The following is a 13,065-nucleotide window of genomic DNA, read 5'->3' on the forward strand; positions in this document are numbered from 1 at the left end:
CAAGGGCCGGCCCTTTTGCTTGCCCAATGGAAAAATATTCTCAAGAAAACAACAATTGGTATTACACTAGCGTCGGATACCTTCCCCTCTCCGGCGCCAGGCGCACGGCAGCGGCCAACCACGACGCCAGGGACGCGGATGAGCAAATGGTCGATTGAAACCCTGAGTGGCGCTTGCGGCGCCCTCATCCTGATCATGCTGGGCTGGTTCGCCGGCGCGGCCTGGCAAGAACTCGATTTCTGGCAGCATGTCTGGCTGGCCCTGCTGCTGCTGGCCGCCGCCGTCGCCGTCCTCTGGCTGATGCGCAAGCTGCGCAGCCACCTGGCCCTGACGCGCGCGCAGCTCGACGATAGCCTGATGCGCTACCAGCACCTGAGCGAAACGGCGCAGGACGGCATGTGGCAAACGGATGCGCACGGCCGCATCCTGCACGTCAACCAGCGCCTGTGCGACATGCTGGGCGTCCCCGCGGAACAGCTGCTGGACCACTCGATGGACGAATTCCACGACGAAGCCACCTTGTTGCGCCTGTGTCCGCTGCGCCAGACGGCGACGGATAGTTGCATGGGAGAACTGCATTACCAGCATGGCGACGGCTCGGAACGCTGGGCCATGCTCAGCGGACGCCGCCTGTACGACCAGCGCGGCAACCTGACGGGAGCGCTGGTCATGGCCAGCGACATCACGGAACACAAGCGGGCCGAACACGCGCTGACCGTCGCCCATGCGGAGCTGGAAAGCCGCGTGGCCTTGCGCACGGCCCAGCTGCTCGACGTCAATCTCCAGCTGTCCGCGGAAATCGCCATGCGCGCGCAGACGGAAGCGGCCCTGGCGCGCAGCGAAGAACGGCTGCAGGACATCATTTCCATGATGCCCCTGTCGCTGTTCCTGAAAGACGCCGATTCGCGCATGCTGATGATGAACCAGGCTTGCGAGCAGCAATGGGGCGTGCTGTTCCAGGATATCGCCGAGGGACGCGACGTGCAGCACTTCCCCTCGGACCAGACCCAGGCATTCCACGCGGCGGACCAGGAAGCGTTTGCCAGCCGCCAGGTGGTGATCCGCGAAGAACTCGTGTGGAATGCGCGGCTGCAGGAAAACCGCCTGCTGCAGACGCATAAAAAACCCATCTTCGATGCGCAAGGCCGGCCGCAGATGATCATCGCCATGGGCATCGACATCACGGAAAGCAAGCGCAACGAGGAGAACCTGCAGCGCACCCTGGCCCAGCTGCGCGAACTGACCGACCACCAGCAGACCATCAAGGAAGAGGAAAGGCGCCGCATCGCGCTCGACATTCATGACGACCTGGGCCAGAACCTGATGGTGCTGCGCATCGACGTGTCGCTGCTGCACGCGCGCACGGCCAGGACCCACCCGCGCCTGCACCGCCACGCCCAGCGCGTGCTCGACACCATCGACGCCACCATCCGCTCGGTGCGCACCATCATCAATGACTTGCATCCCAGCACCCTGGAGCTGGGCCTGGGCCCGGCAGCCGAATGGCTGATACGCCAGATGGAAAGCCGCGGCGCCATCCGCTACCAGCTCTCGCTCGACAGCGAGGCGCCCGACCTGGGCCTGGACCAGCGCCAGACGTCGGCCATCTTCCGCGTGCTGCAGGAATCGCTGTCGAACATCGTGCGCCATGCCCAGGCCAGCGAGGTGGAAGTGGCGCTGGCGCAAGATACGGATGCCATCGTGCTGCGCATCAGCGACAACGGCATCGGCATGCAGCCGGACGCCCACGGCAAGAAGGCCGCCTTCGGCCTGAAGAGCATACGCGAACGTGTCCACGCGCTGGGCGGCGAACTGCGCATCGACAGCCAGGAGGGCCAGGGCACGGCGCTGGCCATCCGCCTGCCGATCGCCAAAAGCCAGGCCGTCGAAGCCTAGGACAATTCCAGGGCGAAAAAAAAGAGGCTTGCGCCTCTTTTTTATTGCCTGCTGACTACTTAATTTTGCGTCAAGAAGGTTTTCAGCTTGTCCGAACGCGAAGGCTGGCGCAGCTTGCTCATGGCTTTCGCTTCGATCTGGCGGATGCGCTCGCGCGTCACGTCGAACTGCTTGCCCACTTCTTCCAGCGTGTGGTCGTTCGACATTTCCACGCCGTAACGCATGCGCAGCACTTTCGCTTCGCGCGGCGTCAGGGAGTCCAGCACTTCCTTGATCACGTTGCGCATCGAGGCGTGCAGCGCGGCGTCCAGCGGCGCCAGGGTCGTGTTGTCTTCGATGAAGTCGCCCAGTTGCGAATCGCCATCTTCGCCCATCGGCGTTTCCATGGAAATCGGCTCTTTCGCGATCTTCATGATCTCGCGCACCTTGTTTTCCGGCATTTCCATCTTGACGGCCAGGGTCGCCAGGTCCGGCTCGCTGCCCGTTTCCTGCATGATCTGGCGCGAGATGCGGTTCATCTTGTTGATCGTTTCGATCATGTGCACCGGCACGCGGATGGTGCGGGCCATGTCGGCGATCGAACGCGTGATGGCCTGGCGGATCCACCAGGTGGCGTAGGTCGAGAACTTGTAGCCGCGGCGGTATTCGAATTTATCGACCGCCTTCAGCAGACCGATGTTGCCTTCCTGGATCAGGTCGAGGAATTGCAAGCCGCGGTTGATGTATTTCTTGGCGATCGAAATGACCAAGCGCAAGTTGGCGACCGTCATTTCGCGTTTCGCGTGACGGGCGCGCTTTTCGCCGGCAGCCATCTGCTTGTTGATCTTGCGCAAGTCTGCCAGCGGCAGGGCCACGCGGGCTTGCAGGTCGATCATCTTCTTTTGCAGTTCTTTCACGGCAGGCACGTTGCGGCTGAGGATGGCGCTGTACGGATACTTGCAATCGACTTCGCGGTCGACCCATTCCAGGTCGCATTCATTGCCCGGGAACACCTTGATGAAGTGGGCGCGCGGCATGCCGCATTTGTTCACGCACAGTTCCAGCACCGCGCGCTCGATGTGGCGCACTTCTTCCATCTGGCCGCGCAGGGTGTCGCACAGCTTTTCGACGACCTTGGCCGTGAAGCGGATGCCCAGCAATTCCTGCGAAATGGCTTCCTGCGCCTTGACGTAGGCTTTCGAGTTGTAACCCTCTGGCGCCTTGCGCATCTTGTCGTACTGCGTCGAAATGACGTTGAATTTCTCCAACGCATTCTTTTTCAGCTGGGCCAACTGCTCGCTGGAGAAACCGGCCGCGCCGCCATTGGCGTCGCCGTCTTCTTCCTCGGCTTCTTCTTCCTCTTCCTCGTCGTCACCGCTGGCGGCGGCGGGCGCGGCGGCAGCGGCAGGCGCCGGGGCATTGCTTTCGTTCAAATCGACGAAGCCGTCGACCACTTCATCGACCTTGATTTCGTCGCGCGCGATTTTTTGCGACAGCGCAACGATTTCGCCGATGGTGGTCGGGCAGGCGGAAATCGCCTGGATCATGTCCTTCAAGCCGCCTTCGATGCGCTTGGCGATCTCGATCTCGCCTTCGCGCGTCAGCAGCGCCACGGCGCCCATTTCACGCATGTACATGCGCACGGGGTCGGTGGTGCGGCCGAAGTCGGAATCGACCGTTGACAGGGCGGTCGCGGCAGCCGCTTCCACTTCATCGTCGCTGGTGACGGTGGCGACGTTGTCGGTCAACAACAGACTTTCCGCGTCAGGGGCGCGCTCGTAGACGGCGATGCCCATGTCGTTGAAGGTGGCGATGATGCCTTCGATCGCTTCCGGATCGATGATGTTTTCCGGCAATTGGTCATTGATCTCGGCATAGGTGAGGAAACCGCGTTCCTTGCCCATGTTGATCAAGCCCGTGATCTGCTTGCGGCGGCGTTCCAGGTCCGCTGCCGATGCTTCCGGATCGCCCAGCGCATCGGCCAGGCCGCCCTTGGCCTTGCGGTCGCGCGCTTTCGAGACGGCCTTCAGTTCGGCGCGCTCGACGGCGTTCAGTGCTGCCACTTCGTCGTTTTCCGGCGTGAATTCGCTCGGTTTGCGGCCACGGCGGCCCGGCACCTTGACGGTCGGCAAGAAGTAATTCGAGGTATCGATGGCGGCCAGGGCATCGGCGTCCGTGGTCTTGCTGACCACTTGTGCGCCGGTGATGATGGTCACGGGCGCCGCTTCTGGCTTGGCGCGCACGACTTTCGAACGGGCTGCCGTCACCACCTTGTTCGTGGCGGCGCTTTCGCTGACCTTGCGCGGCGCAGGCGCCGCCTTGGCGCTAGGCGCCACCTTGACGCTCGGCGTCTTGACGGGCGCCGCTTCCACGGCTTCGGCGGCGTCGGCCACGGGCGCGGCAACAGCGGCTTCCGCTACCGTTTCGGCCGGCGGCACGGCAGCCAGGCGCGAGCGGCTTTTCTTCACCACGGTGACGACGGTCGGCGCCGTCGTGACGGTGGCTTCCGGATTCGCTTGCGCATTATCGATGAAGTAAGATAAAGTCGTTTTGGGTACGGCAAGCGGCGCCGCGGCTGGGCGTGGCGCCTTGGCGGACAACGTTAAAGTTTTTGGCGTATTCTTCATGAGATATCTCTTAATGCGAGACCAGATGGTGTCGGCGCGAAGTGAATGATTCCACCTAAGCCTGCGAAACCGGACTCGATGGAGCGTATTGTTGCGGCTGCCGTCAAGGGCAGCGGCGCCTGTCTATCGTGACGTTCATAGCCCGCGCATCCGGCATGAGGAGCGCGGGGCCGAAGCCGGGTCAGATAAATAAGCGATGTACATTGCGGAATGAAAAAAAGCCCGTACCAGAACGGGCTTGAATCTATTGTTGTTCAGTGAAGACACAGCGGAGAGCAAGATTATGCACGAAGGCCCGTTATCTGAATAATTGATAAGTGGAATAACCGATATCAAAAATACCAATAATGGTGGCCCTGCGCCGCACTGCTCCTATCCCCTGCACACCTGAGCCAGACCTTCAAAAACAGGGTCCAGTCATCAGCGCAAGCCGACATTATACACATTTCCCGTATTTCGCGCTGTGCCGGCTGTAGTGCGAACCCGCTTATCGCAGGTCAAGTTGCCAAAAAAGACAATGCACTTGCCTGTGGCGCGTGCTATGCTCCCCTTTTATAGCCCAACCAATGATGTCGATGACCAGCTCCACGCCAGACCAGCAAGCCACCACTCCTGACACGCCAGTCGATGCAGCCCCAGCGGCGGCACCGGCCGCAGCGACCACGCCGGCGCCTGCCGGCCTGACCGCGCGCGCGCTGCTGAAACAGTTCCAGGAGCAATTCCCGCCATTCCGCGATTGCCTGCCCTTGTCGATCGGTATCGACAAGCAGATCCTCGCGCGCCTGCCGGACCTGGACCGCAAGCTGATGCGCACGGCGCTGGGCATCCACACGGGTTCGCTGCGCTACCTGCGCGTGATGGAAAAAGCCAAGGTACGCTACGACCTCGACGGCACAGCCGGCGCGGAAGTGACGCAAACCCACCGCGACCACGCCACGCAAGTATTGCAGCAACGCTTCAAGAAGGAAGCCGAGCGCAAGAAAGCCGAACGCGATGCCGCGGCCGCCGAAGAAGCGAACCGTTTGCGCCTGGAAAAACTGAATCAGCTGACCGCGAAATTCTCGCGCAAGGGCTGATCCGGTTTCATGGACACAGCTGCCGCACCGCCACTGCCCCCCTATCAAGGCATTGCACTCGACCACGTCAAGCTGGTACGCACCAGCGACGATGCGCAGGCGGCCATGGCCGCCCTGCTGGCAGCGGACGCCATCGGCTTCGATACGGAATCGAAGCCGACCTTTGTGAAGGGCGAATCCTCCACGGGACCGCACCTGATCCAGCTGGCCACCGACGACATCGCCTACCTGTTCCAGGTGGGCAGCACGCCGGCGCCTGCCCTGGCCGAACTCAAGGCCATCCTCGAATCGACCACCACCCTGAAGGTGGGCTTCGGCCTGTCCGACGACGTCAAGCGCCTGCGCAACAAGCTGGGCATCGCCCCGGCCCAGGTGCTCGACCTGTCCGTCGCCCTGCGCGGCGGCCAGCGCAACGACCTGGGCGCGAAGACGGCCGTGGCCAAGTTCTTCGGCCTGCACCTGCAGAAATCGAAAAAGATTTCCACCACCAACTGGGCCACGTCGCGCCTGACGGAAAAGCAGATCCTGTATGCGGCCGACGATGCGCAAGTGGCCCTGCGCGTGTACCGCCGCTGGATCGCCGACGGCGGCAAGGTCGCGCCGCAAAAAGCCCCGCGCGCCAGCACGCCGCCAGCCCCGCCGCCTATCGCCGCCTGAGCCGGCGCGCCTTTCTGCAGCATGAGCAAGAGCAAGTCCATCGGCACCACGCTTGACGCGATCGCCGCCGCCGAACAGGCGCTGGGGCGGCAGCTGCCCGCATCCCATGTGCAATGGTTATTGGAGAACAATGGCCGCGCGCTGGGCGCCTTGAGCGTGTTTCCCGTCTACGACGCGGCCAATGCGCGCAAGACGTGGGAATCGATAGCACGCCATTACCGCGAAGGCTGGCAGGAATGGCTGGAGAATGCGGGGACAGGCGACGAGGCCGGCAGCCTGCTGCCCTTCGCCCAGTTCGGCACGGGCGATTACTACTGTTTTGATTATGCGCAAACGGGGCCATCGGGCGAGCCCGTGGTCGTGCTGTGGTCGCACGAAACTGGCGCCACCACCGCGGTGGCGCCCGGCTTTGCCGCATTCCTCGCGCTGCCCGGCCGTCCGGGCTGACACCCGGCGGCCGGCGCAGCCTTATTTGACGAGGCGCAAGGTCAAGGGATAGCGGTAAGTGACGCCATTGCTGGCCTTGACGGCCGCGACGATCGAGCACACCAGGTTGGCCAGCGCCACGATCCAGAACAGGAACAGGCCGATCAGCACGAACGACAGGATGAAGCAGGCGAAATACCAGATGATCAGGGTGATCTGGAAATTCAGCGCTTCGCGGGCGTTCTCGGCCGAGAATTTATCCGCATCATCTTTCTTGATCAAATAAATGATCAGCGGCGCCACCCAGCTGGTGAACAGGCCGCCAACGTGGGACAGAATGGCGATCGTCGTATCTTGTGTACGACCCACTTCCGGCTGCGTGTTATCCATTATGATTCCCATCATTAGTTATAGATACATCAATATAACAGTAATATTTCTTTTTGGAATGGAACACTTGCTGCCGCAAGGGACTTTTTTTCGCCGCTATGCCGCCGCCAGCGCCAGCCGCCCCAGGGTGGCGATGGCTTCTTCCAGTTGCGCGCTCCACGGGTGGCCGTAATTGAGGCGGATGCAGTGGCGAAACGCGCGCGTGGCGGAAAAAATGGGGCCGGGCGCGATGCTGATGCCGGCCGCCAGCGCGCTGCGGTGCAAGGCCAGCGCGTCGATACCGGCAGGCATCTCCACCCAGACGAAATAACCGCCCTGCGGCCGCGTGACCCTTGTGCCGGGCGGAAAATGCACGGCGATGGCTTGCAGCATGGTATTTTGCTGCGCCGCCAGGGTCAGGCGCAGCTGGCGCAAATGGCGGTCGTAGCCGCCTGCCGCCAGGTAATCGGCCAGCGCCATCTGCAGCGGGATGGGCGCCGACAGGCTCGTCGTCAGCTTCAGGCGCTCGACCTGGCGCGCATAGCGGCCCGCCACGGCCCAGCCCAGGCGAAAGCCGGGCGCCAGGGTCTTGGAAAACGAACTGCAATGCATCACCAGACCCGCGCTGTCATGGCTTTTCGTCAAGCCGGGGCGCTGCTTGCCGAAATACAACTCGCCATACACGTCATCCTCGATCAGCGGCACGCCATGGCGCGCCAGCAGTTCGACCAGCGCGCGCTTCTTTTCCGGCGACATCAGGCTGCCCAGGGGATTCTGGAAATTCGTCATCAGCCAGCACGCCTTGGGCTGGTGGCGCAGCAGCAATTCCTCGAGCGCCGCCAGGTCGACGCCGTCGCGGGGGCTGGTGGCGATCTCGACTGCCTTGAGTTCCAGCCGCTCCAGCGCCTGCAAACACGCATAGAAGCTGGGCGACTCGATCAGCACCGTGTCGCCGGGCCGCGTGACGGCTTGCAGGCACAGGTTCAGCGCTTCCAGCGCGCCATTCGTGATGACGATGTCATCGCTGGAAACGAGCACCCCGTCGAGCTGGTAGCGCAGGGCGATCTGGCGGCGCAGTTCGGCATTGCCCAGCGATAAATCCGTGACCGTGCTCCACGGGTCGAGGCGGCGCATGCTGGCCGACACGGCCCGCGCCAGCCGTTCCATCGGAAACAGATGCGGGCTGGGAAACGCCGAGCCGAAAGGCACGATATCGCGCGCGCCGACGGCGCCCAGCACTTCGAACACGAGGTCGCTGACATCGACCGTGGTGCTGGCGTCGAGCGGGCGGGAACTGTCCGGCTCGGGGGCCAGCGCGGCGCGCTGCGGCGCCACGTAGTAGCCGGAGCGGGGCCGCGAGACGATCATGCCGCGCGCTTCGAGCAAATAATAGGCCTGGAACACCGTCGACGGGCTCACGCCCCTGCGCGCATGCTGCTGGCGCACGGAAGGCAACTTATCACCAGGCAACAACAGCTGCGTGCTGATCATGGCGGCGACTTCTTCCGCCAATTCCTCATATCGTTTCAACCCTGCTCCTCAAACTGATCCGTAGTTTTATTGCACAACTGATCCTGTCACAGTGACAGCACCCGTTATATGCTAGGGTAACAACATCCGGGCAGCAACACCGGCACGCCATAATCGACCGACGAGACAGGTTACTTTTCCATGCAACTCTCCATGCTACTGCATTCCCCCCTCGTGCTGTTGCTGTCCATTGCCTTGCCCGCCACGGCGCTGGCCGCGCCCGCCAGCATTTCCGCCAGCCACGACAGCCTGGAACAGCGCATCAAGGCGTGCACGGCCTGTCATGCGCAAAAGGAACGCCACGACGCCTTCTTTCCCCGCATCGCGGGCAAGCCGGCCGGCTACCTGTACAACCAGCTGCTGAACTTTCGCGAGGGACGGCGCCAGTATCCGATGATGAACTATATGGTGGAACACTTGCCTGACGATTACCTGCGCGAAATTGCCGACTTTTTTGCGGCACAGCACCCTGCCCCGCCGCCGGCCCAGCCCAGCAGCGCCGGCACGACGGCCCTGGCGCGGGGCAAGCAGCTGGTGCTGCATGGCGATGCCGGCAAGAAAATTCCCGCCTGTATCGCCTGCCACGGCCAGCAACTGGCCGGCGTGGCGCCCGCCATCCCCGGCTTGCTGGGTTTGCCGCGCGACTATATCAACGCCCAGCTGGGCGCGTGGAAGAACGGCATCCGCCGCGCCCATGCGCCCGACTGCATGGCGCAAGTGGCGCAGCGCCTGTCGGACGCCGATGTGGGCGCCGTCTCGGCCTGGCTGGGCACGCAAGTGGCCAGCGCCGACGCGCGTCCCGCGGAAAACATCGCCCTGCCCTTGCCGCTGCATTGCGGCGGCGTGCCCGGTTCCGGCGCGCAGGTGGCGCCATGAAAAAATGGATGCTCGCGGCCGCCATCGTCGCCATCGGCGCAGCCGGCGCCAAATTCCTGCTGTGGCCGGCGGACGACATGGGACCGCCGGCCGCCGCCAGCACCCTGAGCCAGGAACAGCTGGTCGCGCGCGGCGCCTACCTGGCCAAGGCGGGCGACTGCATGGCTTGCCACACGACGCGCGGCGGCGTGCCCTACGCGGGCGGCCGGGCCTTGCAGACGCCGTTCGGCAAGGTGCTTTCACCCAACATCACGGCCGACAGGGAAACGGGCATCGGCAGCTGGACGGCCGACGATTTCTGGCGCGCCATCCACAACGGCAAGTCGAAGGATGGCCGGCTGCTGTATCCGGCCTTTCCCTACACCAGCTACACCAAGGTGCGGCGCGAGGATAGCGACGCCCTGTACGCCTACTTCCAGAGCGTGCCGCCGCACCGGCAAGCCAACCAGCCGCACGCGCTGCGCTTCCCCTATAACCAGCAGATCGCGCTGGCCGCCTGGCGCGCCCTGTACTTCAAGCCGGGCGTGTACCAGCCGCTGACGGGGAAAAGCATGGAATGGAACCGCGGCGCCTACCTGGTGCAGGGCTTGGGCCACTGCAGCGCCTGCCATAGCAGCCGCACGACCCTGGGCGGCAGCGACGACGGCCTGTCGGGCGGCCTGATCCCCGTGCTGGGCTGGTATGCGCCGTCGCTGACGTCGGATGCGGAAGCGGGCCTGGGCGACTGGGACACGGCGCATATCGTGGAATTGCTGCAAACGGGCGTGTCGCCGCGCGCCACCGTCTTCGGCCCCATGGCGGAAGTCGTGCGGCAAAGCTTGCAGCACATGAGCAATGCCGACGTGCAAGCGATGGCCGTCTACCTGAAAAGCCTGCCCGGCCCCGCGCAGCCCGTGCAACGGGCGCCGCGCGACACGTCGGAGCAAGCCCGGCAGCAACTGGCGCTGGGCGCGAAGCTGTATGAGGCGCAATGCGCGAGCTGCCACCAGGCCGACGGCAAGGGCGTGCCGCCCGGCTACCCGCCGCTGGCCGGCAACCGCGCGCTGACGACGGAGTCGGCCGTCAACGCCATCCGGCTCGTCCTCAACGGCGGCTTCGCGCCCGGGACAAAAGGCAACCCGCGCCCCTACGGCATGCCGCCGTTCGGCCCCGTCATGGATGATGCGGAAGTGGCGGCCGTGGTCACGTACCTGCGCGCGTCGTGGGGTAATGACGCGCCGGCGGTTTCTGCGCTGGAAGTGAACAAGTACCGCAGCGTGCCGCTGGAGTAGCGCGCCTGAAAAACGTCCATGGCCGATTGCATCGCTTACCTTGGACGTTTTTCCGGCGCGCATACGAAAAAAAACCGGCCAGCGCCGGTTTTTTCACGTCAAGCAGCCGTTCTCAGCGGAACTTGCTCTTGTGACCCGTCTTCAGGTCCAGCGCATAACGCACGCCGTTGTCCGTCAGCATGACTTCATCGGGCGGCTCTTCGCCGGCCAGGGCGCCGTCGATCAGGGGCAAGCCTTCGCCCTTGCGCATCAGGTCGTCGCAGCGCTCGTACACGTTGACGCACCCGGTGGACGCCATCAGCGATTGCACGATGGCCACTTTCCACGCATCGACACCGCCCGCGTTGAATTCGCAGATCAGGTAGCCTTGCACGCCGCCGAACAGTTGCACCACCAGGCCGGGCAAGCCCTCGTCTTCGCCCTTGATCAGGGTCAACAGCTGGTTTTCGCCCGCCTTCTTGATGGCAGATAATTTTTTCTCGATGGCGGCCTTGACGCGGCGCTTGATCAGCGCGTGGTCGACCGGTTCGTCTTCCTTGAAGCTCCAGATGCGCGCGCGGATCTGCGACTTCGAATTGTAGGCGGCGCGGGCGATGAACTGCTTCGACGAGCTTTGCACGATGGCCGTCGAGCCCGGCTTCATTTTTTCCTGCGGCTTGCCCTCGACTTTTTCAATCGCGGACGCGTAGATCCACGATTGGCCCAGCAAGCTCTTTTCCTTGCCCTGTTTGATGGTGATGATCAGCATGTAATTCCAGTAGTGTGACCGGCGCGTACCGGTCGTCGTATATCCAATACCGGCATGATACCTCATGCCATCCTGTCGCATCCTCCTGCATTCCATGCCGCTGCTGACGCAGTCTGTCGCAGCGCGCTACGCAGGCGCGGCCGGCTGGCATACCATGCAAGTATACCAATTCCAAACAGGGAGCAAGAATGACACCGACACTTTTCCACCCACGCCGTGCCCGCGCCGCCACCGTCCTGCTGCTGGCCGCCTGCGCGCTGGCCCTCCCGGCCGCGCCGGCGCTGGCCTCGCCGCTCGACTGGATTTCCGGCAACAGTATCCAGGGCAGCGGCAAGCTGCAAAAGCAGACGCGCGAAGTGGGCAATTTCCATGCCGTGGCGCTGAACGTGCCGGGCACGGTCGAATTGCGTATCGGCAACACGGACAGCATCAGCATCGAGGCCGACGACAACATTTTGCCGCTGATCGAGACGGCGGTGGAAAACGGCACCTTGCGCATCCGCCCCGCCAAGCGCAACGCCAACTTCCGCCAAAGCAGCCTGAATATCGTCATCCAGGCGCGCCAGGTGGAACGCATCAGCGTGGGCGGCTCGGGCAACATCACGGCCACGGGCTTGCGCGCCGAGAATCTGCGCTTCGACGTGGGCGGTTCCGGCTCCATCCACGCGCGCGACCTCGACAGCCGCCAGGTCTCCATCGCCATCGGCGGCAGCGGCAACTTCAAGGCCAGCGGCAAGACGGAGCAACTGACGGCCTCGATCGGCGGCTCGGGCAATATCCAGGCGGGCAAGCTGGCCGCGCGCGACGTGCAGGTAAGCATCGGCGGCTCGGGCGAGGCGCAGGTGTGGGCCAAGGATGACTTGACCATCAGCATCGGCGGCTCGGGCGAAGTGAGCTACTACGGCGACCCGCGCATCAGCCGCAGCATGCAGCGTTCGAGCAGCATCAAGCGGCTGGGCGCGGCGCCGAATTAAGCCCCCCCCCGCAATGACAAAAGCCCGGAGCGATCCGGGCTTTTTGCGTTTCAGACAGGCTATATCAGCGGGCCGGCTTCACCGGTTCGCGGTCGATCAGGACCGTGTTGACGCTGTCCGTCAGCCAGATCTGGCCATCCTGGATCGTGCATTGCAGCTGCATCGTGCGCTGCGCCAGCTTGCTCATGTCTTGCGCCGCTTCCGACGGCAAGTTGATCACGGTCAAGTTCTTTGCCCGTTCCAGCTTGTTCGCGATCTGCTTCCACCAGATGTGGCTGGTTGCGCCATAGCTGTAGACGATGACCTGTTCCGAACGGCCGCACGCCTTCAGGATGCGCTTTTCGTCCGGCTGGCCCACTTCGATCCACAGCTGGATGGCGCCCGTCAAGTCTTTCTGCCACAGGTCGGGCTCTTCCGTGTCGAACAGGCCCTTGGTAAACGTCAGCGCCTCGTCGGCGTGGATGGCGAACGCCAGCAGGCGCACCATCATGCGCTCGTCCGTTTCGGACGGGTGGCGCGCCAGGGTCAGCGCGTGATCCTGGTAGTAATTGCGGTCCATGTCGGCGATCTGCAGATCGGCTTTGAAAATTGTTGCTTTGAGGGCCATCGTGTTTCTGTCTCGGTAAAGTGAATTGT

General features: G+C 63.5%; 12 protein-coding genes. 7 read left to right on the plus strand and 5 right to left on the minus strand.

Translation table 11 applies throughout. From position 1 onward, the window contains the following. Window positions 1-138 precede the first annotated feature (138 nt). Window positions 139-1,896, plus strand: a complete 1,758-nt coding sequence (locus OX460_RS15640; RefSeq protein ID WP_289899201.1) for a PAS domain S-box protein — start codon at window positions 139-141, stop codon at window positions 1,894-1,896. A gap of 59 nt (window positions 1,897-1,955) precedes the next feature. On the opposite strand, the gene rpoD is transcribed toward OX460_RS15640, so the two are convergent. Further along, complete coding sequence (gene rpoD, locus OX460_RS15645; RefSeq protein WP_289899202.1) at window positions 1,956-4,502, minus strand: RNA polymerase sigma factor RpoD; 2,547 nt, start codon at window positions 4,500-4,502, stop codon at window positions 1,956-1,958. 566 nt (window positions 4,503-5,068) lie between these two features. Between rpoD and OX460_RS15650 the strand changes: the two genes are divergently transcribed. Genes OX460_RS15650 through OX460_RS15660 form a run of 3 tightly spaced genes read left to right on the plus strand, consistent with a single transcriptional unit; the run spans window position 5,069 to window position 6,682 of the window. Further along, window positions 5,069-5,578, plus strand: a complete 510-nt coding sequence (locus tag OX460_RS15650) for a ProQ/FINO family protein (RefSeq protein ID WP_034758713.1) — start codon at window positions 5,069-5,071, stop codon at window positions 5,576-5,578. 9 nt (window positions 5,579-5,587) lie between these two features. After that, window positions 5,588-6,235 carry a 3'-5' exonuclease gene (locus tag OX460_RS15655; protein WP_077401767.1) on the plus strand — a complete coding sequence of 216 codons (648 nt, stop codon included), beginning with the start codon at window positions 5,588-5,590 and terminating at the stop codon, window positions 6,233-6,235. Between the two features lie 21 nt (window positions 6,236-6,256). Further along, window positions 6,257-6,682 (plus strand): SMI1/KNR4 family protein, encoded by a 426-nt coding sequence (locus OX460_RS15660; RefSeq protein ID WP_099664824.1) that lies wholly within the window; start codon window positions 6,257-6,259, stop codon window positions 6,680-6,682. Between the two features lie 21 nt (window positions 6,683-6,703). Here the strand turns inward: OX460_RS15660 and OX460_RS15665 are convergent, their stop codons facing one another. Beyond that, complete coding sequence (locus OX460_RS15665) at window positions 6,704-7,051, minus strand: DUF4870 domain-containing protein (protein WP_034786172.1); 348 nt, start codon at window positions 7,049-7,051, stop codon at window positions 6,704-6,706. A 96-nt stretch (window positions 7,052-7,147) separates the two neighbouring features. Beyond that, entirely contained in the window at window positions 7,148-8,560 is a 1,413-nt protein-coding gene (locus OX460_RS15670) for a PLP-dependent aminotransferase family protein (protein ID WP_251351844.1), read from the minus strand. 153 nt (window positions 8,561-8,713) lie between these two features. On the opposite strand from OX460_RS15670, the gene OX460_RS15675 reads away from it, so the two are divergent. Further along, the gene (locus tag OX460_RS15675) at window positions 8,714-9,436 is read left to right on the plus strand and encodes a c-type cytochrome (RefSeq protein WP_251351845.1); all 723 of its coding nucleotides are present in this window, start codon (window positions 8,714-8,716) and stop codon (window positions 9,434-9,436) included. After that, window positions 9,433-10,707, plus strand: a complete 1,275-nt coding sequence (locus OX460_RS15680) for a cytochrome c (protein ID WP_289899203.1) — start codon at window positions 9,433-9,435, stop codon at window positions 10,705-10,707. The genes OX460_RS15675 and OX460_RS15680 overlap by 4 nt, the downstream gene beginning before the upstream one ends. Before the next feature lie 112 nt (window positions 10,708-10,819). Here OX460_RS15680 and OX460_RS15685 read toward each other — a convergent pair whose 3' ends face one another. Further along, complete coding sequence (locus OX460_RS15685; RefSeq protein WP_077409040.1) at window positions 10,820-11,455, minus strand: SAM-dependent methyltransferase; 636 nt, start codon at window positions 11,453-11,455, stop codon at window positions 10,820-10,822. 188 nt (window positions 11,456-11,643) lie between these two features. Here OX460_RS15685 and OX460_RS15690 point away from each other — a divergent pair, with 188 nt between their 5' ends. Next, on the plus strand, window positions 11,644-12,429 hold the full coding sequence (locus OX460_RS15690) for a head GIN domain-containing protein (protein WP_289899204.1): 786 nt from the start codon (window positions 11,644-11,646) through the stop codon (window positions 12,427-12,429). Window positions 12,430-12,493: 64 nt separating this feature from the next. Here the strand turns inward: OX460_RS15690 and OX460_RS15695 are convergent, their stop codons facing one another. Continuing rightward, entirely contained in the window at window positions 12,494-13,036 is a 543-nt protein-coding gene (locus OX460_RS15695) for a YaeQ family protein (RefSeq protein WP_070291303.1), read from the minus strand. Window positions 13,037-13,065: the final 29 nt, after the last annotated feature.

The organism is Janthinobacterium sp. SUN033 (assembly GCF_030397595.1).
Classification (GTDB): Bacteria; Pseudomonadota; Gammaproteobacteria; order Burkholderiales; family Burkholderiaceae_D; genus Janthinobacterium; species Janthinobacterium kumbetense.

What these genes read in the sequence shown, in the direction of transcription:
- OX460_RS15655 (WP_077401767.1), top strand. Translation starts at nt 5,588, where the DNA reads ATGGACACAGCTGCCGCACCGCCACTGCCCCCCTATCAAGGCATTGCA.
- rpoD (WP_289899202.1), bottom strand. Translation starts at nt 4,502, where the DNA reads ATGAAGAATACGCCAAAAACTTTAACGTTGTCCGCCAAGGCGCCACGC.
- OX460_RS15680 (WP_289899203.1), top strand. Translation starts at nt 9,433, where the DNA reads ATGAAAAAATGGATGCTCGCGGCCGCCATCGTCGCCATCGGCGCAGCC.
- OX460_RS15650 (WP_034758713.1), top strand. Translation starts at nt 5,069, where the DNA reads ATGATGTCGATGACCAGCTCCACGCCAGACCAGCAAGCCACCACTCCT.
- OX460_RS15695 (WP_070291303.1), bottom strand. Translation starts at nt 13,036, where the DNA reads ATGGCCCTCAAAGCAACAATTTTCAAAGCCGATCTGCAGATCGCCGAC.
- OX460_RS15675 (WP_251351845.1), top strand. Translation starts at nt 8,714, where the DNA reads ATGCTACTGCATTCCCCCCTCGTGCTGTTGCTGTCCATTGCCTTGCCC.
- OX460_RS15665 (WP_034786172.1), bottom strand. Translation starts at nt 7,051, where the DNA reads ATGGATAACACGCAGCCGGAAGTGGGTCGTACACAAGATACGACGATC.
- OX460_RS15660 (WP_099664824.1), top strand. Translation starts at nt 6,257, where the DNA reads ATGAGCAAGAGCAAGTCCATCGGCACCACGCTTGACGCGATCGCCGCC.
- OX460_RS15690 (WP_289899204.1), top strand. Translation starts at nt 11,644, where the DNA reads ATGACACCGACACTTTTCCACCCACGCCGTGCCCGCGCCGCCACCGTC.
- OX460_RS15685 (WP_077409040.1), bottom strand. Translation starts at nt 11,455, where the DNA reads ATGCTGATCATCACCATCAAACAGGGCAAGGAAAAGAGCTTGCTGGGC.
- OX460_RS15640 (WP_289899201.1), top strand. Translation starts at nt 139, where the DNA reads ATGAGCAAATGGTCGATTGAAACCCTGAGTGGCGCTTGCGGCGCCCTC.